At 58.7% G+C, this 25,796-nt stretch carries 19 protein-coding genes and 4 pseudogenes; 9 read left to right on the forward strand and 14 right to left on the reverse strand.

Annotation, left to right across the window (positions count from 1 at the left end; translation table 11 throughout):
* Both MF410_RS27250 and MF410_RS27255 read right to left on the reverse strand, forming a co-directional pair.
* A complete protein-coding gene (locus MF410_RS27250) occupies nucleotides 1-1,170 on the reverse strand; it encodes a zinc-dependent alcohol dehydrogenase (RefSeq protein ID WP_222135176.1) in 1,170 nt (389 codons plus the stop codon).
* A 257-nt stretch (nucleotides 1,171-1,427) separates the two neighbouring features.
* Nucleotides 1,428-1,838 (reverse strand): annotated as a pseudogene (locus MF410_RS27255) (gfo/Idh/MocA family oxidoreductase); the annotation flags it as partial.
* Between the two features lie 143 nt (nucleotides 1,839-1,981).
* Here MF410_RS27255 and MF410_RS27260 point away from each other — a divergent pair.
* Nucleotides 1,982-3,007, forward strand: coding sequence for an NAD-dependent epimerase/dehydratase family protein (locus MF410_RS27260; protein ID WP_239620727.1), 1,026 nt, complete (start codon nucleotides 1,982-1,984; stop codon nucleotides 3,005-3,007).
* 12 nt (nucleotides 3,008-3,019) lie between these two features.
* Nucleotides 3,020-3,409: pseudogene (locus tag MF410_RS27265) on the forward strand (methyltransferase domain-containing protein); the annotation flags it as partial.
* A 1,166-nt stretch (nucleotides 3,410-4,575) separates the two neighbouring features.
* Here MF410_RS27265 and MF410_RS27270 read toward each other — a convergent pair.
* A complete protein-coding gene (locus MF410_RS27270; RefSeq protein ID WP_131711671.1) occupies nucleotides 4,576-4,962 on the reverse strand; it encodes a response regulator in 387 nt (128 codons plus the stop codon).
* Nucleotides 4,963-5,487: 525 nt separating this feature from the next.
* Nucleotides 5,488-5,760, reverse strand: coding sequence for a hypothetical protein (locus tag MF410_RS27275; protein WP_239620696.1), 273 nt, complete (start codon nucleotides 5,758-5,760; stop codon nucleotides 5,488-5,490).
* A 69-nt stretch (nucleotides 5,761-5,829) separates the two neighbouring features.
* Between MF410_RS27275 and MF410_RS27280 the strand changes: the two genes are divergently transcribed.
* The 4 genes and pseudogenes from MF410_RS27280 to MF410_RS27295 all read left to right on the forward strand — a co-directional run.
* On the forward strand, nucleotides 5,830-6,303 hold the full coding sequence (locus MF410_RS27280; protein ID WP_097629577.1) for an Hsp20 family protein: 474 nt from the start codon (nucleotides 5,830-5,832) through the stop codon (nucleotides 6,301-6,303).
* Between the two features lie 73 nt (nucleotides 6,304-6,376).
* Nucleotides 6,377-6,676 (forward strand): DUF982 domain-containing protein, encoded by a 300-nt coding sequence (locus tag MF410_RS27285; protein ID WP_239620698.1) that lies wholly within the window; start codon nucleotides 6,377-6,379, stop codon nucleotides 6,674-6,676.
* Between the two features lie 9 nt (nucleotides 6,677-6,685).
* Nucleotides 6,686-6,964 (forward strand): hypothetical protein, encoded by a 279-nt coding sequence (locus MF410_RS27290; protein WP_097629575.1) that lies wholly within the window; start codon nucleotides 6,686-6,688, stop codon nucleotides 6,962-6,964.
* A gap of 77 nt (nucleotides 6,965-7,041) precedes the next feature.
* Nucleotides 7,042-7,612 (forward strand): annotated as a pseudogene (locus MF410_RS27295) (ATP-dependent DNA ligase); the annotation flags it as partial.
* A gap of 819 nt (nucleotides 7,613-8,431) precedes the next feature.
* Here the strand turns inward: MF410_RS27295 and MF410_RS27300 are convergent.
* The gene (locus tag MF410_RS27300) at nucleotides 8,432-8,953 is read right to left on the reverse strand and encodes a hydrolase (protein ID WP_131711672.1); all 522 of its coding nucleotides are present in this window, start codon (nucleotides 8,951-8,953) and stop codon (nucleotides 8,432-8,434) included.
* Nucleotides 8,954-10,007: 1,054 nt separating this feature from the next.
* Between MF410_RS27300 and MF410_RS27305 the strand changes: the two genes are divergently transcribed.
* Both MF410_RS27305 and MF410_RS27310 read left to right on the forward strand, forming a co-directional pair.
* A complete protein-coding gene (locus MF410_RS27305; RefSeq protein ID WP_131711674.1) occupies nucleotides 10,008-10,196 on the forward strand; it encodes a hypothetical protein in 189 nt (62 codons plus the stop codon).
* A 193-nt stretch (nucleotides 10,197-10,389) separates the two neighbouring features.
* A pseudogene (locus MF410_RS27310) lies at nucleotides 10,390-10,939 on the forward strand (helix-turn-helix domain-containing protein).
* A 188-nt stretch (nucleotides 10,940-11,127) separates the two neighbouring features.
* Here the strand turns inward: MF410_RS27310 and MF410_RS27315 are convergent.
* The 4 genes from MF410_RS27315 to MF410_RS27330 all read right to left on the reverse strand — a co-directional run bounded on the left by MF410_RS27315 (nucleotide 11,128) and on the right by MF410_RS27330 (nucleotide 14,254).
* Nucleotides 11,128-12,132, reverse strand: coding sequence for a DUF3618 domain-containing protein (locus MF410_RS27315; RefSeq protein WP_131711675.1), 1,005 nt, complete (start codon nucleotides 12,130-12,132; stop codon nucleotides 11,128-11,130).
* The gene (locus tag MF410_RS27320) at nucleotides 12,132-12,548 is read right to left on the reverse strand and encodes a phage holin family protein (RefSeq protein ID WP_131711676.1); all 417 of its coding nucleotides are present in this window, start codon (nucleotides 12,546-12,548) and stop codon (nucleotides 12,132-12,134) included. The genes MF410_RS27315 and MF410_RS27320 overlap by 1 nt, the downstream gene beginning before the upstream one ends.
* Nucleotides 12,541-13,107, reverse strand: a complete 567-nt coding sequence (locus tag MF410_RS27325) for a nutrient deprivation-induced protein (RefSeq protein ID WP_131711677.1) — start codon at nucleotides 13,105-13,107, stop codon at nucleotides 12,541-12,543. Before MF410_RS27325 ends, MF410_RS27320 begins: the two co-directional genes overlap by 8 nt.
* 100 nt (nucleotides 13,108-13,207) lie before the next feature.
* Entirely contained in the window at nucleotides 13,208-14,254 is a 1,047-nt protein-coding gene (locus MF410_RS27330) for an EamA family transporter (RefSeq protein WP_222149077.1), read from the reverse strand.
* An 87-nt stretch (nucleotides 14,255-14,341) separates the two neighbouring features.
* On the opposite strand from MF410_RS27330, the gene MF410_RS27335 reads away from it, so the two are divergent.
* Complete coding sequence (locus MF410_RS27335) at nucleotides 14,342-14,959, forward strand: ABATE domain-containing protein (protein WP_239620701.1); 618 nt, start codon at nucleotides 14,342-14,344, stop codon at nucleotides 14,957-14,959.
* A 380-nt stretch (nucleotides 14,960-15,339) separates the two neighbouring features.
* Here MF410_RS27335 and istB read toward each other — a convergent pair whose 3' ends face one another.
* From istB to glf, 5 genes are all read right to left on the reverse strand, one after another.
* Nucleotides 15,340-16,074, reverse strand: coding sequence for an IS21-like element helper ATPase IstB (gene istB, locus MF410_RS27340; RefSeq protein ID WP_222135253.1), 735 nt, complete (start codon nucleotides 16,072-16,074; stop codon nucleotides 15,340-15,342).
* Nucleotide 16,075: 1 nt separating this feature from the next.
* Nucleotides 16,076-17,575: an IS21 family transposase gene (gene istA, locus MF410_RS27345; protein WP_222135254.1), complete on the reverse strand. Its 1,500-nt coding sequence runs from the start codon at nucleotides 17,573-17,575 to the stop codon at nucleotides 16,076-16,078.
* Between the two features lie 289 nt (nucleotides 17,576-17,864).
* Nucleotides 17,865-20,165 carry a glycosyltransferase family 4 protein gene (locus MF410_RS27350; RefSeq protein ID WP_131711679.1) on the reverse strand — a complete coding sequence of 767 codons (2,301 nt, stop codon included), beginning with the start codon at nucleotides 20,163-20,165 and terminating at the stop codon, nucleotides 17,865-17,867.
* On the reverse strand, nucleotides 20,162-23,401 hold the full coding sequence (locus MF410_RS27355) for a glycosyltransferase (protein WP_131711699.1): 3,240 nt from the start codon (nucleotides 23,399-23,401) through the stop codon (nucleotides 20,162-20,164). The genes MF410_RS27350 and MF410_RS27355 overlap by 4 nt, the downstream gene beginning before the upstream one ends.
* A complete protein-coding gene (gene glf, locus MF410_RS27360; RefSeq protein ID WP_097629568.1) occupies nucleotides 23,394-25,742 on the reverse strand; it encodes a UDP-galactopyranose mutase in 2,349 nt (782 codons plus the stop codon). The genes MF410_RS27355 and glf overlap by 8 nt, the downstream gene beginning before the upstream one ends.
* Between the last annotated feature and the right edge of the window lie 54 nt (nucleotides 25,743-25,796).

The raw sequence follows: 25,796 nt of genomic DNA on the forward strand, positions 1-25,796 counted from the left end.
TCAGGGTTTGAGGACGACCTTGATGCAGCCGTCCTGCTTGTCGCGGAAGGTCTTATAGAGAGCTGGACCATCTTCCAGAGTGCCGCGATGAGTGATGACGAATGACGGGTCGATTTCTCCGTTCTGAATACGCTCCATTAATATCGGCAGATAATGCTGGACCGGTGTTTGGGCCATCTTGAAGGTCAGGCCGCGATTGATGGCCGAACCCATTGGAACTTTGTCCAGGAAACCACCATAGACGCCGACGATCGAAATGGTGCCGAAGTTGCGGCAGCAGTGGATGGCCTGACGCAGCACATGCGGGCGGTCGGTGCCCATGAACAACGCGACCTTGATGCGGTCGAGACGGGAATCCCAGCTGGCGGCTGGCTCGGCTTCGGTGCCAACGGCGTCGATGCAAGCATCTGCACCGCGACCATTGGTCAGTTCCATGATCTTGTCGTAGATGTCCTTTTCCATGAAATCGAGGGGGATGGCTCCGGCCGCTTGCGCAAGGGTCAACCGCTCGGGCACCGCGTCGATGGCGATCACCCGCTCGGCACCGAGCAAGAATGCTGAGCGTATCGCCATCTGGCCGACCGGCCCGCAACCCCAGATCGCGATCGTGTCGCCGGGCTGGATATTGCAGAAGTCTGCGGCCATATAGCCGGTGGGGAAAATATCCGAAAGGAAGAGCACCTGCTCGTCGGAGAGCCCCTCCGGCACCTTGACCGGTCCGACATCGGCGTAGGGGACACGCAGAAATTCTGCCTGGCCGCCGGCATAGCCGCCGAGGAGATGCGAATATCCGAACAGGCCCGCCGGCGAATTGCCCCAGAGGTTTGTGACCTTCGAACGATCAGGGTTTGAGCGCTCGCAGCCGGAATAGAAACCCCTCTTGCAGAAGAAACATTGGCCACAGGAGATGGTGAAGGGAACGACCACGCGGTCGCCGACCTTAAGTTTTGTATTGTCCTTGCCGACTTCAACAACCTCGCCCATGGTTTCATGGCCCATGACGTCACCGCTGCGCATTTCCGGCATGACGCCATCGTATAAATGCAGATCCGACCCGCAGATCGCGCAGGAGGTTACCTTGATGATGGCGTCCCGTCCGTCCTCGATTTGCGGATCAGGAACACTGTCACAACGGATATCATGCTTGCCGTGCCATGTAAGAGGTCTCACAATGTTTCTCCTTGCCATTCGATGATGGCGCTCGAACTTTGGCTTTAAAGAAATGTTCCCGTCGATGCGGGTCTTCCACGACCGCCTGAGCAGCATAGAAGGGCCGCGCTGGTGGCGATCGAAGAGACCAAGGATCTCCTCTTCCCTTGAAGTGCAGATTGATCTGATGTCAGTGCATCCACTTTGCCGCCGTTATGATTCCAGAATATGTATCACCCGTTAGCGCGATAGATGTGATCAATCGCTTCTGCGACCGCTCAAAACTCCTTGCTCGCGGCATCGTGGCGCTGACCCTGGCAGAGCTTTCTTGCCCAATCCGCCGCCGCCCGTCCGCCTCAATCATCCGGTGGCACGACCAGGGTTTGGCGCGATGTGCCGGACAACCTCGCCGTTGTGAAGTCAAAGAACGAGCCACCTACATTTTTGAACGAGGCGCCGCCCTTAGTCCCGAAGAAGTCGGCACCGATCTCGGCGTCGCAGCCCGCATGAAGCCGCCACGAACATATCAGGCGGATGATTTCACCACCGGAGAGCGTGAGTGTTGCAGCCGCAAAATCTTCGACCTGGTCGCTGTCCCCAAGCCGATCTCCGCCCGCTCTCAGTTCGCTGGTGACGGTCGTGACTGACGGGGAATCGAGGCACCATAAAGCCAGATCGACGAGATGAACCCGCGTATGACGATAGCGCCCGCCGCCAGAAGACGCGTGTTGAACGGTCATACCGGCGCCGCACGCGCCCGCGAGCTTGCCGGTACCCTCCTGGAACTTCCGGAAAATCCAGCTTTTGAGCGTAGCTCAGCGTGAAGGAGAGTATCAATGCAGCAAGGAAATCGTCGCAGAAAAGGCAGGACTGTTCTGGTGCAGGAGGTGCCGGCTTCGTCAGATCTCATCTCTGTGATGCCCTTCTCGCACGGGGCGATTGGATCATTTGCGTCGACAGTTATATTACCGGCTGTAGGGATGATGTCTGGCCATTGACGAACCATCCGCGTTTCCGGCTGGTAGAGAAGGACGTTTGCGAGTTTGTGGAAATCGATGAGCCCGTAGACCAGATTTACAATCTGGCCTGTGCGGCATCTCCACCGCAATATCAGGCGGACCCAATCCATACGATGATGACCTGCGTTGCGGGCACGGGCAACCTGCTTGCGCTCGCTGAGCGGCATGGAGCCTCCTTCCTATGGCGATCCGCCGAACATCCGCAGCGGGAGGATTATCGCGGCAATGTCAGCTGCATAGGACCGCGCGCCTGCTATGACGAAGGAAAGCGTGCTGCCGAGGCTCTTTGCTTCGAAATGCTGCGCGCCGGTCGAGTGGATGCGCGGGTCGCTCGCATTTTCAACACCTGCGGGCCACGTATGCAGGCCGATGATGGACGGATCGTCTCCAACCTGGTCGTGCAGGCTCTTTCAGGAAAATCCCTTACGATATACGGAAGCGGCACGCAGACCCGGTCATTTTGCTACGTCAGCGACCTGGTGAGGGGCCTCATGGCCCTAATGGACGTCAGGCCCAATCCAGCAATGCCCGTCAATCTCGGAAACCCGGGTGAGTTCTCCATCAACGCGCTCGCCGAGATGATTCGTACGATGGTGCCTGCCCCCGCGGCGCTAGTCTACAAGCCGCTGCCGAAGGATGATCCCCAGCGCCGTAGACCTGATATTTCCCGGGCGATAGGGCTTCTAAACTGGCAGCCGGCAGTGCCGCTTGCAGAAGGGCTCGGATATACGATCGAGTGGTTTGCCAACAGTCTCGGCGAGCTTCCGCGACCGCGGACAGTAGCACCCAATCGCCTTCACAGCACGGCTGCTTCGCAACCGGCCCCCGCAGGCAGCTAATCGGAAAGCGCGATAGTAAGCCTCGCTTTGAAACGTCGCGTGGCCGAACTAGGTCCTTGGTTCCAGAACATGCGGCTTGGAGAAATCCAAACCGCGCCGGATCATTTTCTCGGCGACTATCCCGCATTCAAATGCAATGGTTTCAAACACGTCGTGCCGGAAGATCTGGGCGGACGCAGTGTTCTCGATGTCGGCTGCAATGCCGGCTTCTATGCTCTCGAGATGAAATGGCGCAATGCGGGGCGGGTGCTCGGCATTGATTCCGATCCACGTTATCTCGCGCAGGCACGTTTTGCCGCCGCATATTTCGGCCTCGACGTCGAATTCGAGCGGATGTCGGTCTACGACGTGCCGAAGCTGGGCGAAACGTTCGATTACGTGATCTTTATGGGCGTATTCTACCAAGAGGGGCTGAACCTCATGACGTGAATAGCTTTTCGGCGCAACGGATCGCCGGAGGATGGTGCGGGCTTGCGGCCCGAGTTCGGCCTGGGGGTTGAGACCATTGCTTTCGTCCCGATGTAGAGGCGCGACGTGCCTTCGCAGACGAGTTTGATGCGTCCCCGGATATCAACGGCTGGCGCTCAAGACCACCTTCCATAGGAGGCGAATTTTCTCTAGGCGGGGCCGTGTGCGCTCAGCTGTGGGCTTTGCTATACCGTTTCGGAAATCCGCAAGTGCCTGCGCCTCCAGCCTGGTACGGCGCGTCGCCGCGCCCGAGGCGGGCAGTCTGGTCATGTGGTCTACGAGCCTCCAGCCGCCGTCATGCTCCTCAATTTCGTACTTGGTCATCAATGGACTCTCGCTTTACCACTTTCAGATTAACGCATACCGGATTCGCCTCACAAGAATTTTTAAAGACGATGAACGTCAAGTTAGATGCTTTCCTGCCAAGGGAGGTGATTGCGGGCTTCAAGGTGTCAGACCGGACCCAGCAGGAAAAATGCACGCTGCGGCTTGAAGATAGCGTCAGCGCAGAATGGCCAGAGGCGGCCAGATGGGGTTAAACTTGCCCACCGAAAACAACTGAGCAAGCAGCTACGGACCAATGGTAAAGGGCATCATGGAAGCTTGCGAGCGGCCGCGATGTGCGTGTTGAACGCACAAAGTGGAAACCGGTTCTGCTTCAAGTTCTGGGGCCGATTGGCTCCGGCCTTCGGCAGTCGCTACAGATATCGATACCTTGTGGCAATCGCCTGGGCGGTGAGCACGACAGCTATGCTGGAAACTTTGGGCCATCTGGTCTTCGAGGCTACGAGTGCGGAAGAGGCTCTTTCAGTCCTTGAACAGGAAGACGTCGATGTGCTGATGACGGACCATGGACTCCCCGGTATTTCCGGCGCCGGCCTCGCTGTAGCGTGTAGCGAATCAGCGCCGACAACCGAGAGCTGGGGATTGTGTTCTCTTCGGGGATTATCGGCATTCCGCAGGTTGATGGTCACCAGTGATCTCTGACGCTGTACTTCTCGGCAAACCTTACCACGAAGGCGGCCTGGCGACGTCTCTGGCACGGTTTCGAAAGAAGTAGTCGCTACCTAGCGGGGCCGGAGGAGCTCTCTCGAAGGCTTTCAGCCGGTTCGCTGCTGGTCCGGCGCGAGCACCTGCCTCGCGTGAGCGCGTTCGGAAACAAGATAGACCAGCTCGCGGTAGTCGTATGGCTTGGGCAAGAAGAATACGCCAGGGTCCATCTGCGAGCGGACATCGCGGCCCGATGCGACCCATACGCTCGTCTCGGGTCGAGTGGATCTCACCAGCCTCATCAGGTCAAGTCCACTCAATCCGCCCGGCATGTCGACATCGGTAATCATAGCGTCCAGATGATCGCATTTCCCCAGCACAGCGATGGCTTCCAATGCGCTGGCGGCCTCGATGACGGTATGACCCGCATCCACGAGTTCATCCGACAAGAGAAAGCGGATTAACGGCTCGTCTTCGACGACCAGAATAACGGCCATAAGTTCGATCCCTACTAACTGTGATCGCCTAACGCGGCTCGACGCGGGAGTGTTGCCCTCGTTTTAGGATCCGCTTACATGTTTAATAAAATCTGAAACAGGGCTATTGTTTGGAAGCTGCAGTCGTCCGTAATGGCGTCCTTAAGGGCGATATTTGCAGAAAACCGACAACACGGAGATGCTAGGTAAGCTAAGCACCGCAGCCGTTTAGAGCTTGATAAAGCCGGAAGGCTGGTTCTGAACATTGCACATGGCATCCTCGTTTTCAGACGAGCATCGACTTCAGATAAGCCGGGCCCTTCTCCTTGAAGCCCGTGCCGACGAAGATCAATCGTCGCCGCGACGGGCCGCAAGCATCAGGCTGCCGATGCCCTTCGTCGACTGGAATGAACTGGATGACGCCCAGCCCGTTATCGCTGGAGGATTGTTTGCACATGAGGAGACGGAACGCGATGGCCGAAAGGCGGGATTTCGACGCAAGCGAATTCGCCGACCACCTTACTGCGATGACGGATGATGAGTTATTCAGAACTCATGCAGGATCTCGAAAAGGAAAGCGATGACGTCGCGATCGAGGCACGCGAGACGAGCGACGCGTTCGCAAAGATCGTGCTTGTCGAAACCGCGATCGAGGATCGCTTTCCCGGCCAGTTGCTTGCACCCTATAAAAGAATGGCTGCAGCGACGAACGGCGGTTTGAGAGAATACCTTGACGAGGCCGCGCGAAATTTTTTCTGTTGCGGCTCTTGAATCCGAAATTCTCAAAAACCAAATCGATTCCCGCCAGCCGCTAGACAAGGGCTGGCCTTGCTGGAGGCGCTGTCTTTCGGCGCTTCCGTACCATGTTGCTTCAAGGAGGATATGGCTATGGCAACATCTTACGACTATGCACCTCTCTACCGTTCGAGCGTCGGGTTCGACCGGGTCTTCAATCTTCTCGAAAACGCCCAGCGCGCCCGCTCGATCAGCGACTGGCCGCCCTATGACATCATCAAGACGGGCGATGACAGCTATCGGATTTCGATTGCGGTGGCGGGTTTTACCCAAAACGATCTCGACGTCACCTTCCAATCCAATCTTCTGACCGTCACAGGCAAGAAGCAGGAATCAGCAAATGAAGGCTACCTGCATCGCGGCATCGCCGGCCGGCCGTTCGAACATCGGTTCGAACTTGCCGACCACGTCAGGGTGAGTGGGGCGGACCTCAGCAATGGTCTTCTTTCGATCGACCTCGTTCGCGAGATCCCAGAGGAACTGAAGCCGCGGAAAATCTCTATCCAGAGCGCTCCCGCACTAAATTCCGCTGCTCCCGTGCAGATCGAAGCGCAGAAGGCGGCTTGACCGCGTCGTTGGCAGAATAGGGGCGCCGTCGCAACGGCGCCCATCAACATTCCGGGTTAGGAAGGAGAGAGCGATGAAACCCGATATGTTCAGACACCCTGTTTCCATTTTTGTCGGCCTAGGCTTTCCAGCAGAGGTTCGAAGCGCGATGGACGCCTACCGGCATCTCGTCGAATGGCCGACTTCACTTAAAGACGCGGCGCACTCGGTCGCACTGCAGGCATGCAGAGCCGCATTGCGCGGTGAGATCGAAGCAGAGACCGCGCGGGGCCTGTTTGCCGCCTTTGCCGAGAAACACGATCTTCTCGCACCGGAAAGCAATGTGATCGCAGCGTCTCGTCTGCGAGGCGACAGGGATCCACACGTTCGTTGAGGTAGTCTGATGATGCGCAACATTCTGCAGCAGGCCGCCGGCAATGCGATGGCGCTGGGGCCCGCGGTGCTTGTTCAGGGCATGCAGCTCAAGCGCCCGATCGACGTGGTGAGAGAGCCATCCCTTTCCGTCGATGATAAGCGCACGATCTTGGCGGCCTGGGCATCGGACTATTACGCGGTCGAGTCAAAACCCGCCCTCCGTCAGGTGCCAGGTACGCTGGAGCCAGTTTCGATCGATGAGGTGCAGTCTGCCCTCAAAGAACTCGACCGGCGATACGGCATCTGATGAAATGCGGGTCAGCCGAACTGCTTGGTGGAACTGGCGTGTTGAGGGATTGCGCGCGGCGGCCATGACTGGACGCCTTGTGGCTTCCCGTCGGCACGGCAATCCTTGATGGAGGCGGTTGTTCTCGACGAGAAGGGCCGGTCGGATTTCGGCCTGCTGCAACAGTCGCTCGGCGGCCGGGCGGCAGGAAGAGCTCAAGCGACGCAATTTTCATGGCCTTCGATCTGCTCTATTTCGACGGCCGCTATCTCAGGAGGGCAGACCTCGACGTGCGCCGGCATCATCTACTCGAGGATCTTGTTCCGGCCGGCGAGCAGGGTGATCTCTGAGGAGATCGAAGCCGGTGGCGGTCAGCTGCTGGCAAGCCCCTGCGACCATGGCCTTGAAGGCGTCATCGCCAAGCGTAGGAGTGCGCCCTATCGATCCGGCCGGCTCGGCGATTGGGTGAAGATCAAATGGGTCCAGAGTGAAAGCTTTGTGATCGTCGGCTACGAGCGATCGACCGCTGCGCGTGCCGGGATTGGTCGGCTTCTGCTCACCGCGCGCAAGCGAACGAAGGTGGTGTATGTGGGCGGAGTTGAGACCGGCTTCAGCGAGCGGACCGCTCATGAGCTTCGTGACAAGCTCGACGGCCTCAATATTCGTAAAGCCAAAGCTCATCGCTTGCGAAGGTCCGCGGCATTACTGCCCCCTGTACGCGCCCCGCTGTGCACCAACAGTCGCCGTCTAATGATGCTCCTGCCTAGCAAACCTTTTGTCAATTTTGACGTTGTCGGACAAGGAGAAGGTCGACGGAGTAACCTATGACAACATTCTTTTTTCGATAAAAGATGACGATGGCAATTCCACGTCGACAACGGTCTGGAGTTCGTCGATCTGGCCGCGGCGCTTGGCTATGCCCACCATGTCCTTTCGGAGATGGCGGTGGACGGTATCCCAAACTCGCCCGAGGAAGAAAAGTCAGTCGCGATCGAGGGTCCGGATCGGCAGCCAGTGGCGGTGATGTCCATTCGGATGATACTGAATATCATCCAGCCATCGGCGCCCGAGGGAATGTCGTCTGGCTGCAGCCGACGTTGATCGCGAGAGCAAATACCCAGCCTGGGAGGGGCTGCGCGCGGCTCGAGGCAGCGGCGGTTTATGAAAACGATCAGGTTCGAGACCAGAGGAAGAATGGAGAATGCCAGAAACGCGATGGCCTGCCGAGCTTTACCTGCCTGATCCTTCGAACCTGCCAACTGGCCACTGAACCACCATGATGGCTCCAGGTTCGAGAAGAGTTTAGTGCCGGGCGAAGACAAAGTGTCCTCAGGTCTTATTGGCCCTGATACAACAACACTTTGGGCGCGAGGGAACCGTTCAGCATCGGCATGTGCGAGATCGACCCCGGACAATACTCCTGACCTCTCAGATACGGCTGAAGTTCACGTCGAGCGGAAGCCTTCAACCAGCACAATCACCCCCTCCCTATTCGTCCATATCTTCCCCACCGGCGACGACACGATTCTTTTTCATGAGGACCTCGAGTGTGACCGGGCGAAGTTCTTGCCCATCGACCCCGACGTCGTATTGGCGAGGGAGAGGCTTCAATCTACCATGGGAGTGGCCGTGTAGGTTGATCGACTTCTTGCTCATCTGGTTCCAAGTCCGAAAAGCGTAATGGCACAGAACGAGATGATGTCCGTCGTGCCGGAGTTCGGCGTAATGCTGCACGCTATCCCATCCCGGTGAATCCGTGGTCGTCGGCGGGTCGTTGTTGCCCACAATCAGATGCTTCCGACCGTTAAGCCTCGCAAGCAGCTCGGTGCACTCGCCACCGCTTGCCGACATGAAGTCTCCCAGATGCCAGACCTCGTCGTCATTGCCGACGGTCTGGTTCCAGTTCCAGATCAAGGCGTCGTCGTGTTCGACTATGTTGGCGAACGGGCGTTTGTCGAGGCGCAGGACGCGCGAGTCTCCGAAATGCGTATCGCCGGTGAAGTGGATCATTTGCAGTAACTGGGGCTTGGTGTTCGAACGTCGATTCCTGGATGTTCCACGAAGAGGACAGCCGGGGGTAAGATAAGTGTCAATCCGAAAGCTGGCTTGCGTCTTATTTAGCTCCAAGACTTCGCAGACAAGATGGTCGTCAAGGATGAACATTTAGACGTCTACGACGCGATCGTCGAGGAAAGTGGAACGTCAAACCGCCAATGATCGCCATCTCGATCCTGCTGAGGTCGATCGGGAGCCAAGGCCGGGATCCATCAAGCCATTCCCGGACACCCACCTTCATGGCAACAAAAAGGGCCGGGGCGAAACCGCACCGACCTTTCCGACATCGCTCTCAACACCAGTGCCAGTACATCCGTGGTCAAAAGTGAAAAAGCGACTTCGGCAGTCGCGAACGCTCTCGTGGAACACTCACCAGCAACGCTTAACCCTAAATAGTCGGATACTGATTTCAAGGCTCGTTAAGCCGCGCGGCCTCGAGATTCGACTTTTTGAAGTCGGGATCGCCCAGAACCATCGGCAGGATTAGCGAAGCAGCCCGTCGCAGCCGAACTCCTCCGTTGACCTTTGAAACAAGACTGGTAGCGACGGTTACAGAAGGTCGATCTCCGGCTTGCCCTTGAGCCGACTGCAAATGAAAGCACTCAACACTCGATGAGATTCAAGCCGATTGGAGAAGTTGGCCTTCCGTTCCTTCGTCCCGCGGTTCCCCCAAGGGCATGCTGGTCGACGTCGATTGTGTGCAGCATCGTCCTGCACGGGCGGCAAAGCACGCTGACCGCTCATCTCGCGGCTCACATCTTTTTCTGGTAGGCGGTGTCCAAATAGCCGTGAGACGTGTGTCACGCCGATTTCACGTGCTTTCCAAGCATTGACTAAATATCTTTTCGATTTCGCCAGGGCGATTGGCGCTTTGTGTTTTGATCGCTTTTCTGACGGCGCCAGACGTCGAGGTGGCAAGGAGTTCACGTGACGATCAAACAATCTGCCCCCGGGATAGCGGCGGTCGGAATGTTGATCTTGGCATCTCGCAGTGCAGGGAGAGCGTAACATGCAATTTCTGGTCCATTCAAAGACGATCGCCGAACTAGAATACGACGGCAAGACCCGCCACTTACGGGTGGTCTACAAAGACGGGCGAGTTCGGTCCGTTCCCGATATCGCTCCCACGCTCGTATTGAAAATCGTCGCGCAGGTCCCCGTTGAGCGATCTCCCTACCTCATGCGAACCGCGATCTGAGGTTCGGCGAGTGGCACGGGCATTTTCAATCTTCGTGTCAACGGTCAGGATGGCGGGCTGGCTTGCCGAGGTGGGGCACCTACCGTCCAAATTTGATCCGCCGCGCTTGAGATGATCCAACCGCGGTCGTCTCATCGCGCCGGCGCGAAAGCGGTCAAGCTGGAACTGGGTCAGAGCGCAGACCTGCACGGATATGCGCGAGACGGTCGTGGCCGCCGCAAAAGCGACGGGACAGGCGCACGGTTACAATGCACTTAGCTTTCGCGAGCTGGCAAAAGAAGTGGGGATCAAGATGGCCAGCGTGCACTACCATTTTCCGACCAAGGGCGATCTTGCCGCCGCATTGGCGCGTCGCTTACCGAGGAAGGTCGGCGTTTCTGGCAGAGCTACTGGGGAGCTCCGAGGAGGCGACCTGGTGCATGGACAGATACACCGAAATCTTTCGCGCGGCCCTGGCCAACGACAATCGCATGTGCCTGTGTGGCATTATGAGCGCCGAATTCGACGACCTTCCCATGGAGGTTCGAACCGAGGTTGCTAAGTTCGCTGCGATGAACGTCGGCCGGCTGACCAAGGTCCTCTTACGGGCAAGACCTTCGGCGAGCGATCAGGATCTGCAGGAGCACGCGATGGCGATCTTCGCAGCCATCGAGGGGGCCCAGCTGGTGGCGCGCGGCTGCCGGGACATCGGCGTCTATGACCGGTCGATCAGAGCCTACCGAACGACAGGTCTCATCCCTTGACGGTTGACAGCACCACGCGGTTCCATTGCGTGGCGGCCTAGGCCGTCAAGTGCCAGATCATGAGGTCGGTGAGGATGATTGTCGTCCTCGGCATGTCACGTGCCCACTTTGCCACGAGATGGCATGGCGTCGGCGCGCATGCGCCGACGTTGTGGCTGTAGCGAATTCGTGCCCTGGCTGATCCGCTGTTAATTCGATTGGCGATCACCGCCCTGCGGACCCGCCTTCAGTGCATCGACCTTGGTTACGACACGCTCCTTAACGGCATCGTGGGCATCTGAGGCGATCGAAGCGGCCTCTTCGTAGACCTCCGTTGCCACCTCCTTGCCTTGGTCGACAGCGTCCAGCACTTGCGCACCGAGCTTGTCTGTAGTGGCATCGGAAATCTCGCCGAGCAACTCGTCCTCAGTCTCGGTGTGCGGCAACGCTGCGCCGATAGCGGCTCCGACGGCGAAAGCCAGAGCGCCCCCAACCAGCGGCTGATCGCGGAACTGCGTGAGGATCATCCCGTTGAGCTTGCTGGTTTGCTCTTGAAGACTTGTCGCCGCTGACGACGATTGGGTAGACAGCGAGCTCGCGGCCGCTGACGCACGGGCACTCATCCCGCTTGCGGCGCTCTTTGCCTGCTCCCATGTCTCCGCCGCCCAGCCAGTTGCCGCGTCGAACATTGTACCCGTTTCGTCGGTGATCTGATCGACCTGTCTGCCGGCGGCATCTGCAAACCCCCGATAAGTCTTGCCTGCTTCATCGATGAAGTGACCGGCACGGTGTCCGCTTTCATCCGTCAGCGCCTTAAGCCTGTTGCCAGAACTGTCTGCGAAGTGACTGTAGCGGGTTCCGTTTTCGGTCTCCGGGGGGCCAATACGGCGGACCGGGCCGTTCGCCGGATAAAGCGGATATTCGGGTTCGGCCAAATGGTCGGCAGGCGGGCTTGCGGGGTTTCCTTTGGCCATGAGCCACGCAAGGCTCACGCCCATCAATGCGACAGGCAGTGGATTTGCCTTCAGTGCCTGGCCGAGGTTGCTGACATACTCTCCCCCGCCGCTGCCCTTTGCGTAGGCAAGGACCTCATCGACCAACTGGCCTGGCGACATCCTTTCCTGAATGGCGTCGATGCGATCTCCGATGCGCTGGCGATCCTGATCGATCTCCCGTTGAAGATCGGCGGATGTTTTTTCGTTTGAAGTTTCCATCAGATCTTTTCCTTCACAACGTCGACGTCGCGGCGAAGCGAGGTCGCGGTTCGATCCAGTTTTATGTTGCTTCTACGAAGGGCAGTGAGGCCACGAGAGACCATCGCCCACGCGATGAGAGCGATGACCACGCCGACGGCAAGGGAGGCGAGCGCATCAGCGCTTGTTTCGGTGAAACCTTGAGTGACGAGGAAGGCAGCAACCCCGGCAACCAGGGCGCTCAGCAGGACGCCCATAGCGCCCACCGCAAGCACAAGCCCGAACATAACCACTTCTACGCCGTTGAGCGCTTGCGAGAACTTTTCAGACACCTCGGTCTTCGCAAGATCGATTTCCTTGCGCAACAGTCCGGTGACATCAGCCACGAGACCGCCAATCAACTCAGAGAGAGGAACGCTGTCGGGAGATTTAGCCATTGTAGCCTCCCGTTGCAGATGACTTCGTGGGGGTCGCCGGGGATGCCCGGGTCGTTGCTTGCGTTGGCGATCGCTTGGCGGAAGCTGTCAAAAACCTGCTCGCGGTCAATCCCGCAAGTGCTGCAATCCCAAGGAATGCTAGGGGCTGCTTGCGGCCGAATTCTTCAGCCATCACCGCGATTTCGCCGATGTCTTTATCTTTCATCTGCGTGGCGAAGCTTTGGACGCTTCGCCCGATCTGCTTGGCATAGCGTCCGACCTCCGGTTGGTCGGATGCTTCCAGTTCAGCGCCAACCTTCTCAAGCGCCGTTGCCACGCCGCCAACCTGGCGGGCAGCGAAGTTCGCTTGATCGGAAACCACCTCTTTGACCTTCTCGACAGCGGTATCGGCGCCTTCTTTTATGGTGTCCGTGGCGGCGGTCACGTCGTCAGCCAACTTCTCCTTCAATCCCGCGAGTGACGTGGAAGGTTGCGTTGACGACGTCGCATCCTCAGATTGCAGTGATGTTGCGGATGACGGCCTTGGCCTGCCATCGATCTCTGTGAACTCATTTGACACTGAAGCCTCCCATGACTGAACAAACGGCATCTGCCGCACCCACGAACCTCGCGTGGCCGGCTTTGTTCCCACCTTCGCCTCTCCGGGGCGATTTTCCGCCTCACCTTAGCCGCCCGCGGCATTGCTGGTTTTGTTTCGTGATCGCGCGGATTTGGCATTTGAGGTCGTGGTCGAGATCCTCGTGGGGCCGTTTCGGCTCGGGTTCACGTTCGAGAACGGTTGCGTTCGTCGCCGGCACTCCTGACATGGCAAGATAGGCGCCACTCAGCATCACGACGATGCCAATCACATCCATTGCAGTGATCTGTTCGGCGAAGACTGCGGCGCCAAGCGCGACAGCGATCACTGGTGACACGAAGGCATAGCTGCCTGCGCGAGATGCGCCGATGTCCCGCAGCAGGCGCATGAAGGTCGTGTAGCCGATCAGCGAGCCGAAGATCACCAGGAAGAACCAGCCGAGCCAGGCGACTGTGCCCCAATCGCCGGAGAGGGCGGCGACTGCCCCCGGTTCGAAAGCCAGGGCTGCAATCAGCAGCAAGATGCCTCCGACCAAGGTCGTCACACCTGAAACGAACAAGGCCGGATAGGTTCGCAGAAGTGGACGGGCCAGAACCGAGCCGTAGCCATAGGTGAAGGCCGCTGATGCAACCGCCAATCCGCCCCATAGGCTCGCGCCTGGAAAGGCTTCAGCAGCGGGCAGATTTCCATTGGCGGCGGCCGGCCAGAACAGGACGACCAGCCCGCAGACCCCCAGAGCGATCGCAAGGATGCGACGGCCATCCAACGTCTCTTCGTTGAGGAGGAGCGCAAACACCAGGAGCGCGATAGGGGTAAGCGACATTTCCAGAACGGCGGCAGTCCCGGAATCGATATATTGCATGCCCCAGAACAGCGGGCCGTAGCAGAGCGTGATCATCAGGATGCTGACGACGGTGAAGCGAAAGCCGTCTTGCACCTTGAAGCTCGTAGTCTCGCCTTTGGCCAGTGTATAGAGAAGAAGCAAAATACCGGCCGCGGTGAAACGGGTGCCGGCAAATAGGAGAGGCGGAACGGCCTCGATGCCCGCCTTCGTTCCGATCCAGGTGCTCCCCCAGATCATGCACAGCATCAGAAAGCGCAGCTGATTTTTGTTGACGTCGGCGAGCATGAGGGCTCCGATCATTGTAACGAGTAATATTTAGTTATCTCGTTACAACCCGCTCTTGTTCAAATCGTTCCGCAGAACGATATTCACATGATGGACATGCAAAAGAAGATCGATGATATCAGCCTTCTTGGCGGTCACCCGGCACTCGACTTCGTCAACACAGTCGATAGTCGCGGTGGACGTTGGGGGCCGGATTTCCTGAATAGCTACGATGACCTGGTGGCCTGGGCCTGTCGTCTCGACGTGATCGACGACAAGGAACGCGACGTCTTGCTGGTCACGGCTAACAGTTCGGGGCCGGACGCCGAAAAAGAACTCGGCCAAGCAAAGGACCTGCGGGAGGCCCTATACCGACTGTTCTTGTCCGAGTTTGGTGAAAGCCAAATTGGTCCGAATGATCTCGAGCTAGTTGCCGACATGGCTAGACGTGGCCTATCCCAACAAACATTGGGCCAGGTTGGAGGCACCATCGAGTGGCGTCGCTCGGAGGCCAAAGACTTGGATGCGATCAGCAACCGTATCGCCGTGTTGGCTGCCCAGTTGCTGACGTCGCGAGCCGAACGCCGTCCTGTGCGCGCGTGCCAAGGTCGAAATTGCGGCTGGCTTTTCCTCGACCAGTCTCGCGGCGGTCACAGGCGGTGGTGCTCGGACAAAACCTGTGGATCAAATGCCAGAGTGCGCAAGTTCCGGCTTAGGTCCTCTTAACGCGGATAGCACAACGCCGCACATCGCGCACTTGTCGTGCGCAAAGTAAGCCGCGTCGGTGCCACGACGCGCGGTCGCTTCCGGCGCATCGAGCCCGTTTACTGAGCGATGCGGCGCGGACGGTCCAGCACTATCGGCTTCCGAGCGCTGAGCGATACGGATCGTGAGGTGCCGTTGTTTCATGGCGACGCTCTTTGAAGGTAAGCGGGTGCTGATCGTCGAGGATGTATTTTCTGGTGTCAATCGGCTTGGTAACGGGACCCCTTATCGGCTCCCAAAAGTGACCCCTGCCTCTGGTTGCATAGGGTCAGCGCGCGTAGGCCCGGAGCTTTTCATTTAGCGCAGGGGCCTGCGGGCGCGGGTTGGTTGTCTTTTCGGCTTTAGCTTTGAGAGCGGTTTTTGAAGCGCCAGGATTCATTTCCGGTTTCCAGGATCTCGCAATGGTGGGTGAGCCTGTCGAGAAGAGCGGCGGTCATCTTGGCGTCGCCGAACACAGCGGGCCATTCTCCGAAGGCTAGGTTGGTCGTGACGATGACCGACGTCCGCTCGTAAAGCCTGCTGATCAAATGGAAGAGAAGCTGGCCGCCGGCCTGAGCGAACGGGAGATAGCCGAGTTCGTCCATGATGACGAAGTCGAGCCTGGTGATGAAGTCGGCAAGCCGCCCCTGTTTGCCATTGCGTGCTTCTGTCTCAAGCCGATTGACGAGATCGACAACATTGAAGAACCGGCCCCGCGCTCCGTTGCGGATAAGAGCACGGGCAAGCGCGATGGACAGATGGGACTTCCCTGTGCCGGTCCCGCCGACCAGAACAACATTGTGTTGCTCGGCGAGGAACGCCCCGGTCGCGAGCTGGCGCACTAACCCTTCATTGACCGGTGTATCGGTGAAGTCAAAGTCGTTGATATCCTTGGCCAGCGGCAATTTGGCGATGGCGATCTGGTATTTGATCGACCGGGCCTGCTTCTCAGCAATCTCTGACTGCAACAAGTCACCGACAATACGGGGCGGTTCATGCTGGCGTTTGATGCCGGAAGCCATTGTCTCGTCGTATGCGCTGCGCATGCCAAACAGCTTCAGCGTGCCCATCATGTCGAGGATTTGGGATCGTTCCATATCAGCTTGCCCTCCTGAGGCTGTCGTAACGTGCGCAATCGGCCAGAGGCTCATGGGTCAGGCGAAGCGCATCGGGAATGGAAAGGATGGCGGCCGGTTGCGGATCACGCTTACGGGCCAGAATGTTGATGATGACGGCGGATGAGAACACGCCCTGATCGAGCGCCTCCTGGCAGGCTGCTTCAACGGTGGGAAGCCCGGCCTCACCGACACATTCCAGGATCGCCACCATCTGCCGGTCGCCGTCATGCATGGCCTTCAACCGGCGGCGCACCTTCTCCATGGCGGCGGGCAAAACCCAGTCATGGAACGGGGCGCCGTTGCGTAGGGCTCCCGGCTTGCGGGTCAGGACCGGAACGTAATGCCATGGATTATAGATCGTCTCGCCGCGGCCGAAGCAGCGGTCGTGCTGACCGATCTCGATGCCATCTTGCCGGATGACGATGCGGTCGGCATAGGCATGTACCTCTGCCGGGCGACCGACCGCGGTGGACAGCACCGAGTATTTGTTGTTGTCGAAACGCACGAGGCAGGTCTTGCCGATCGAGGCCTGGACGGCGTGGAAGCCATCGAACTTGCCGGGATAACTGATCATATGCGGCCGCTCCGCATCGAACACCTCCCAGATCGTGTGCTCCGTCTGATCGACATGCTTATGGGCGCGGGCATAGCTGATGCACTTGTCCAGCAGCCAGCCGTTCAGCTCATCGTAGGATTTGAAGCGCAGACGTGGGGTGAAGAAGCGCTCTCTCACCAGATTGACCTGGTTCTCGACCTGGCCCTTCTCCCAGCCGGACGCCGGCGTGCAGGCCACCGGCTCGACAAGGAAATGGCTGCACATCTGCAGGAAACGACGGTTATATTGCCGTTCCTTGCCAACGAAGACCGTCTCCACCGCCGTCTTCATATTATCATAGATGCCGCGCGTGCAGGCTCCGCCGAAGAACGCGAACGCCTTGTCATGGGCGTCGAAGACCATCTCCTGCGTCTCTCGCGGATAGGCCCTCACAAACATCATTCGGCTGTGGCAAAGCCGGACATGAGCCACCTTCACCGTTGTCGTCACGCCGTTCAGTACGACAATCTCGTGGCTCCAGTCGAACTGGTAGGCTTCGCCGGGCGCGTAATAAAGCGGGACATAGGCTTCCGCCGTCACGGCCCCGCGCTCTTTCGACCATGTCCTCGCATAACGCCGAACGGTGTCGTAACCGCCTTCATAGCCGAGGTCGCGTAAATCCTCGTATATCCGGATCAGCGTCAGGCGCTCGCGGGAAGCCTTGGCCTCATTGGCAAGCAATATCCGATCGAGTTGTTCGCGCCATGGTCCGAGCTTCGGCTGAGGTTGACGGGCTCGCTCGTATTTGAACTCCGTCTCATCGGTGCGCAAAACCTTCCGCACCACTTTCCGCGATATGCCCAACTCCCGGCAGATCGCCTTGATCGACTTGCCTTGCACATGGGCCAGCCGTCGTATCTTCAGAATTGTTTCCACAATAAGCATCCAAACAAAAAGCCTCCGATGAAACCGGAGGCTGTTGTAACCCCATCGCAGATGGGGGTCCCGTTTGGACGCCGATCACCCCAAATGCGGGGTCCTTATTCCATGCCTAATCACATTTTCTGGCAGATGAGACTCGGCAGAAGCCTGCGAGAGCCGGCGTATCAGTTGTCGGTTTTTGGCTGGCGTGGGCGCCGCTCTGGATCTTGTCGAGAATGAGCGCAGCGATATCCCGTTTGCCTTCGCAACCGCCTTTGACCCGTCGGTAATTCCCGTAATTCACAAGGAGCCGCTAGAGGCGTTCAGGTGTCGTAGCTTCCGCGCCCCCAACAGGATGCGGCGCGTAGCTTGCAAACTCTTTTGCTCGTTCGCCTATCGCAGCAACCAGGGGAGCAAATGGGGCTCGTCCTCCTGGAGGGACATCGACGGAGAGAAGGCCGTTTGCGCAAGGCCGATTGTCATCCCAACCCGGATGATTGACGATTGGATACAGGCACAAACCTTCCAAGGGCACCCCCGAGCGGATCGCATCCAGAGCCTCGTCGGCAACATAGTCAAACCAGGATGCCCGCCTGTCATCCTCGATGCCGGTCTCGGCGATAAGCATCGGCTTGCCGTAGCGCGCGAACGTCTCCACCAGAATTCGGCTGAGGGGCTTATAACGCGGATGACCAAGGTCGATCGGTGGACCGCCGTGAATCCACTGGTTGTTGGAATAATAATTCACACCGAGGATATCAAGATAGCGTTCGCAGCCTCCGATCTGCGGCCACATCCTTCCGCCAATCAGGTCCCAGGCCTGGAATTGCGATTGGCGATGTCCTTCGGCGGTACGCGCATCGTGGGGACGCGACGGATCCGCGACGACGTTGATCACCGGCTCGCAGTGGACGAAGCGGGCCCGGGCATCGACAGAGATAATGGCATCCATCGCTGCGATGGCGGCGCGTGTCATCTGCACCTTGAGTTCGAATCCGCGCCCATTGGCAAATGGGTTCAAATAGCCAGCGTCACCACCGCCCCATGAGAAAAACGAGATCTCGTTGACAGGGCAATAAAACGGAACGCCATCGCTCTCCTCGCGGACCAACTCGGCGCATGCACGTGCGAACCGCGCGAAGCGATCGACGAAGCGAGGCGACCAGATGTCGAGATCGTCGGGCCAGCCATAATGCAGAAGATCCCAGACAACTTGGGTCTTTGTTGCCTTTGCCGCCTGGAGCATCGGACGAATGCTCGACCAGTCGTATCGGCCAGCTTTTTCAATCAGGTGCCATCGGAAGCCATCGCGCACGGTGCTGATACCAAAGCCCTGAAGTTGGCGATAGTCGGTCTCGGCATGGTGATCGTGACCAGTCGCGGCGATCAAGTCGAGTCGATCGCCCTGCGTCTCACCGTTTTTTGGCCGGAGCCGATGGCTCGAACATTCGAAACCGCCTTGCAGGAATGATTGGAACAGACCTGTCGGCCGCGCTGCCTTTCGCTCTCCATGGACATCTGCCAGAAGCCGCTCCCACTGCGGCAGAACTGCCTCGACGGAGTAGTCCCTCTCGACCTTCCGTCGCAGGGCGGTGCCGAGTGCGTGACGGCGCGCAGGGGACTCGATCAGCGCGACGATATTTTTCGCAACGACGCCTGGACTGCGATGGGGCACGAAGATACCAGATAGTCCGTCATCGATCTGCTGCATAGCACCGTTATCAGGCGTCGCAATCACCGGGAGGCAGGCTGCCCCGGCCTCTGCGATAACGTGCGGCATGCCTTCGCCTGATGACAGCCAGACGAATATATCGAGCGCGGCGAGCAGGGACGGGATATCGTTCCGGTCGCCGAGGAACTGAAGCATACCATTGAGCCCGTGCCGGGCGGCCAGGGCTTTGAGGTGCACAGCATATTCCGGCAGGAAGGCGTCCGGCCCGCCGACAATAACGAACCGTGCACTTTTCTTGGTGGCATGAACCAGTGCGGCGGCCTCAATAAAGTCCTCGACATTCTTTTTGGGATCGAGCCTGCCAACCCAACCGATCAGAACCTCATTTGCCGCGATCCCGAGGTCCGCTCGCGCCCGCTCGCGATGTGCCGGGTCGAAGGCCGAAAGATCGGTCATAGAGGGGATTTCCAGGGCATGATGGTCGCGCCCGGGCATGCGGGATGCGGCTGCGTCACGGATCGAGCGGCAGACGCCCACATAACGCGCCGTCAGATGCTTGGGGCCGGCCAAAGCCTCTGAGACCAGCCCGCCATGTTCGATGAGGGGCGGGCGAAGATGCAGTCGCTCCAATGCCGGATAGATGTCCGCCACGTTCTGGCAGGAAACGACAATGTCGTAACCTGAGATTTTCCCGGCGAGATATTTTACCGTATCCTCGAACGACAATTCGTAGGGCGCCGTATCGACATCGATCCCCAGCCCTCGAAGCTGCCGGTGTGTTTGCTCCGGCATGCCGGGTTTTCGGAAGCAGGCGACGACGTCGAGACGAAAGCGACGGCGGTCGAGATTCTTGGCAAGCAGCCGGACCTCCGTCTCCTCGCCCCCGACGACCAGCCAGGCGAAGACGAAAAGGATCCGCAATGGCGCTGGTTCAACCTTCATTCGCTGGCCTTGAATATAACCTGGAGGAATTCCGGCCGGTTCTCGATCAGATCGACGAGGAAAGCAGGCGCTTCGTCCATAGGCACGATATGAGTGATCATGTGCTCGCGGATCGTCGCACCCTCCGTTTTCAAGAGGTCGAGCGTCACACGTGCCAGCCGTCGACGGTCCCACCGTGGCGCCAGCCCGCGGGGAACGCGGTTGATTTGCGCACAGCGAATGTTCAGGCCGTTGTGATGGAATTCTTCCCCCAGCCGCAACGAGCTGGCGCCGTCCTGGTAAAAGGCAAGATCGATCACCGTGCCCTGTGGGCGCAAGGCTTTGAGCGCCGTGTGCAGGCTAGCTGCATGAGCTCGCGTCTGAAACGCTAGATCCGCGCCGCGTCCCGTGGCGCCGTCGTGCCAGCGCGCCTTGGCATGCTGCCAGGCTTGTTCCTCGTCCATCGCCATCAATCCCATCGCCTCCGCCTTGCCGCGGCGAAATTCGGAGGGATCTGTGATCAAAATGTCTGATGCGCCGAGCGAACGGGCAAAAAGCGCCGTCATCAAGCCAACGGTACCTGCACCGAGGACGATGACCGTTCGCCCGCAAACGCCGGAACCGAGTGCGGGTACGGTTGCGCCAAATGCTTCTGCGTCGGCATGGAGGATGCCGTTGGCAGCGATCGGTCCCATCTGCGCGACAAAGACGCCGAGCAGCGGATCGAGATCGGGCGAGATGCTGACAAGAAGATCGTGAAAGGGGTCGGCAGTGTGCCCAGTTTTGTGCCCGTAGCTTGCTGCGAGCACCTCGCCATCGGCAAAGCCGGGCGCGCAGGATTGCGAAACGCGTGCAACCTCCATGTAACCGAGGAAAGGCACTGGATAGCTAAGATCCGGCTCGTTTTCGATGAAGACGCCGCGTTCGCCATCAAAGCGCGCGCGGAAATAGGGGTTGGTGTTCTTTAAGAACGTCAGCTCCGTCCCGGCGGAAAGACCGGTATAGAGCGTGTCGAGCCGCACATGCCCATCGGAAGGCGGGCCTTCCTCGTATTCGAAGAAATAGGCTCGGCCCGGCGCCTCGATGCCAAGCGAGCGAATTTTGCGGTGCCCAGGCCGCAGTTCTTGAGACTTCTCGGCACGTGGTTGTGCCAGCAAGGGCGATAGCTCGCGCCGCTTCAGAACCGGGGCGTCGAGGTGTATCGGCTCCCCGCTGCAAGCCGAAGATACGACGGCGACGGCAAGCCGGTGGGTGGCTAGAGCATCACCATACGGGCAGCGGATGCGGTTTTCACCACCACGGACGGCGTCGATGAAATCGCGGTCTTCGCGCCATACCGGATCGCCATCGGCACGACGCACTGGGCGTCCTCTTCCAACATCCACCATGATGTCGCGATCAGTCAATTCGATCGCCAGTCGGTCGGCGAAAATGTGCAGGCCGACGCGATGGTTCCAGCCGAGAAGGCAGCTCGCGGCGATATTGGCGACTACGCCCGTTTCAAAGGTCAGGCTAGCGGTCGTGACCGTCGGCACATCGAGGCCGGGAAACTCCACCCTTTCCGCGTATCCCGCCCGGCCATAGACGTCGGTGACCTCGCCGACGAGGAAGCGCGCCAGATCAAGGAGATGCGTCGCCTGCTCAACCATCTGGCCCCCCGATTGATCCTTCTTCCACCACCACTGCGGAGGCGGTGTGGAATCCAGCCAATATCCCGACAGCAGTTGCGCTGGATTATCCGCCAGCAGGCTTCGAGCCTCATCGACGATATCGAGATAACGCCAGTGGTAGCCAACGCCAGTGACCAAGCTGGCTTTCGACACGCCGGCTGCGATCTCTTCCGCCAGCGCCAGATCCAGCGTCACCGGCTTTTCGACAAAGAACGGAATGTTGCGGTCGATGAGGTCCCGTTCCGGCTCGCCATGGGCAAAAGGCGGAATGCAGATATAGACCGCGTCGAGCTGTTGCGTCTCGAGCATTTCGCGGTGATGGCTGAAAGAGCGGGCGCCAAGACGCATTGCGGCTGCATCCGCACGGGGAAGGTCCGGATCGGCAAAGGCGACAAGTTCGACATCGTCGAAACCGGTTAGGATATCCAGATGCCGATGGGCGATGCCGCCCACGCCGATGAAGCCCAGCCGCGTTTTTCGCATTTCGGTATCCTTTTGTTTTTGATCTGCAAGTTGGGTGAGGAACCGCTCGTAGACGGCGCCAGTCTCATCCGCCATACGATGGACGGAAAAGTTGCGCGCGAAACGCGCGTGGCCGGCTCTGCCGGTGGCCTTTAGATGGGGGTCGTTCAATGCCTGATTGACGACAGCGGTGATCGACGCCGGGTTACCGGGCTCTGCGAAATAGGGATGATCAGCGCCCAGCGCCTCGACGGTTCCGCCGATCCTCGTCGCAACCACGGGAACGGCAAGCGACATTGCCTCGAGAACCGCGAGTGGAAGGCCTTCAAAGCGCGAAGGAAGCACGAAGAGATCGGCGATCGCCATGATCTCCGCAATATCTGCGCGGTGCCCCAGAAAGCGAATGTGACCGAAGGCTTTCAAATCTCCTGCCAAGGTGCTGACACGATCTTCTTCTGGACCCGATCCAACAAAAAGCAAAACCGCTTGAGGGTGAGCTTCAAGGATGGTCGGGAAGGCGCGGACAAGCGACGCGTGATCCTTCTGCTCGGTGAAGCGGGCGACCATCAGCAGCACAGTTTTACCCACCAGGTCGAGCGCTTGCCTTAGTTCAGTCGTTGCTCGCGCCGGCGAAAGCGGAAAGATGCCGTTGCGCACGACTGTCAAACGCTTCGGCGCGACGTTTGCCTCGCAGAAGCTTTGACGCGAGGCCTCGGAAACCACGATGTGATGCGACAGCCTCCCGGTCTCACGCCGGTAAAGCTCGATCTGATCAGCATCTGTGAGCAGATAAGGCAGATGGTCGGTGCGGATGATCGGGATTGCCAGGGCATCTGCGGCGGCGGCTAGGCCGTGTCCCTCCCATCCGATTCCCGCGTGAACGTGCAGAAGATCAATACTTGATCGCGCCAACCACTCCTGGAATGCGCCTGCATCTTGGCTTAGCTTGATGCCAATTCCGTGGCGCGCAGCACGCGGCAACAAACCGGTCCTGTCCTCGCTCAACAGGGCTATTGTGACATCCCACCGTTCGCTCAAAGCCCGCCCAAGAGCAAGCATGTGCTCGCCCATCCCGGACGGTTCAGAACTGTCGGTCGCCAGCAGGATATGAGGACTCCTACTCATGTCGCGCGCCGGCAAACGCTTTGCCGGCCTCATGCCGGAGCTTCAGGCGCCGGTAGGTCGCCAGTGCCTGGCCGACCACTTGATCCATATTGTAATATTTGTAGGTTCCCAGCCGCCCGACGAATGTCACGTCGGTCAGCGCGCGGGCGAGAAGCTCATATCGTTTATAAAGTGCGTGGTTCTCAGGGCGGGGGATCGGATAATAGGGATCGCCGTCGGCGCGGGCATATTCATAGCTGATGCTCGTCTTTGGGTGAACCTGGCCGGTCAGATGCTTGTATTCAGTCACGCGCGTGTAATGCACGTCCTCGGATGGATAGTTGATGACGGCTACCGGCTGTAGCCGTCGTGCGTCGTGCGTTTCATGGTGGAATTCCAGACTGCGATAAGGCAGCTGGCCCAAACAATGGCCGAAATACTCGTCTATTGGCCCGGTAAAGATTGTGTGGCTCGCCAGCCCATCCTGCTTCAAATCGGCGAAATCCGTGCCAACCATGACCTTTATGTTGTCATGGTTGAGCATGCGTTCGAACATGCGCGTGTATCCGTGAAGTGGCATGGCCTGGAAGCGGTCGAGGAAATATCGATCGTCGGTATCGGTGCGGGTAGGCACTCGTGCGGTGACTGATTTGTCGAGCTTCGAGGCATCAAGGCCCCATTGCTTGCGCGTGTAGCCTTCGAAGAAAGTGCGATAAAGTCCGGAGCCGATTTGAGATATGACGACGTCTCGCGACGTTATCACGGGATCGCAGGGTTCCGCCCGATTGGCCAGGAAGCGTGCAGCCGCTAATTCGTCCGCAAGGTCGAGGCCATAGAGCGCGTTCAGCGTCGTGCGGTTGATAGGGATGGGAAGCCGCAGGGCGCCGACCTGTGCAAGCACGCGATGCTCGTAGGGACGCCATGCTGTGAAACGCGAGAGGTAGGCAACCACATCCTCGCTGTTGGTGTGGAAAATGTGCGGGCCATATTTATGGACAAGGATCCCGGCGTCATCGTAGTGATCGTAGGCGTTTCCGCCAATATGAGGCCGCTTGTCGCAAACAAGCACCTTCCTCCCATCTGAGGCAAGTCGTTCCGCCAGCACCGATCCGGCAAATCCTGCACCGACGATGAGATAGTCATAGCTTCCCGGCGCGGACCGTTCGGTGCGAACGGAAAATCTTTGGGGCAGGCCAGGAGATAGGACTTTTTGCGCTGCGGCCTTTTCGACAAGCGCCGACATCTTACGGAAGGTGGTCTCCCAGGATGACCGGGCCAAAATTTCATCGACGGCTTGCAGCCATGTCTGATCATTACGGGAAATATGAAGGGCAGCATCGCAGGCCTCCGCAAAGGCTTGTGGGTCATTGGCCAGGAAGACGCCTGGCACATCGCCATACCCGCGGACCACATCGACTATTTTCGTTCCGACGATTGGCCGGCCCGCGGCGAGGTATTCAGGAGTTTTAGTCGGACTAATGAATCGGGTGGCATCGTTCAGCGCAAACGGCATAAGCGTCGCCTCCCAGCCCGAAAGGTAGGCCGGCAGATCACCATAGGCTTTCTGACCGAGATAATGGATGTTGGCTGCTCGCGGCAAATCATCGGGTGAAATCTTCACGATCGGTCCAAGAAAGATGAAGGAATAGCCGGGCCGCGCTGCGGCAGAGCGTTCGATCAAATCCAGATCGAGCCGCTCATCGATCACACCGTAGTAGCCAAGGCGAGGATGAGGAATATCGACTTGGTCCCGGGGTTCCGGCAAAGGCTCGCGCGCCCTGCGGAAGTGATGGCTATCGACACCGGATGGAAATGGGTGGATGTTGTCGTGTTGGTCCCGTTTGGCTTCATAAAGGCTTATGCCACCGGTGAAGACGACATCGGCGGCGGCAATCAACATCTCTTCGGAGGCCTTGAGGTTGGCCGGCGCGAACTTGAAGTTTGCCAGCTCGTCCATGCAGTCGTAGACCACCGCAACCGCATCGACATGCCGGGCGAAAGCAAACATCAACGGGGTGTAAAACCAAAGAATCGGGCGTTTTCCGCCGTAAAGCGTGATGAGTTCGTCAAGCAGCTTGCCAAGAGCGGCTTCACGGTCGGCCTCGCTCCACCCATTTGGAATGCGCGGACGAACCGCCTTGACGCTGGTCCCCTCGAACGGGTGGATCTCCAGATAGGCAAGGGAATGGTCGGTCGGGATGAATTCTTCGAAGAAGAAAACTGGGCGCTCCCGCGAGAAACGCTGCATCAGGTGCTGGGGTCTTTGGAGCACAAAGTCCCAGCGAAGATGCGAGAAGCAAATGAGCGGAGCGTCTTCCAGCAAACCGCAGCCGGACAACGGCACAGAATTCAGCAGATTCATCAGGCACCTCGCAATCATGGCCCCCACGAACTTGCGATTGCGGCGAATGTTCCA

The sequence above is a fragment of the Rhizobium sp. C104 genome (assembly GCF_022354505.1).
GTDB lineage: Bacteria > Pseudomonadota > Alphaproteobacteria > Rhizobiales > Rhizobiaceae > Rhizobium > Rhizobium redzepovicii.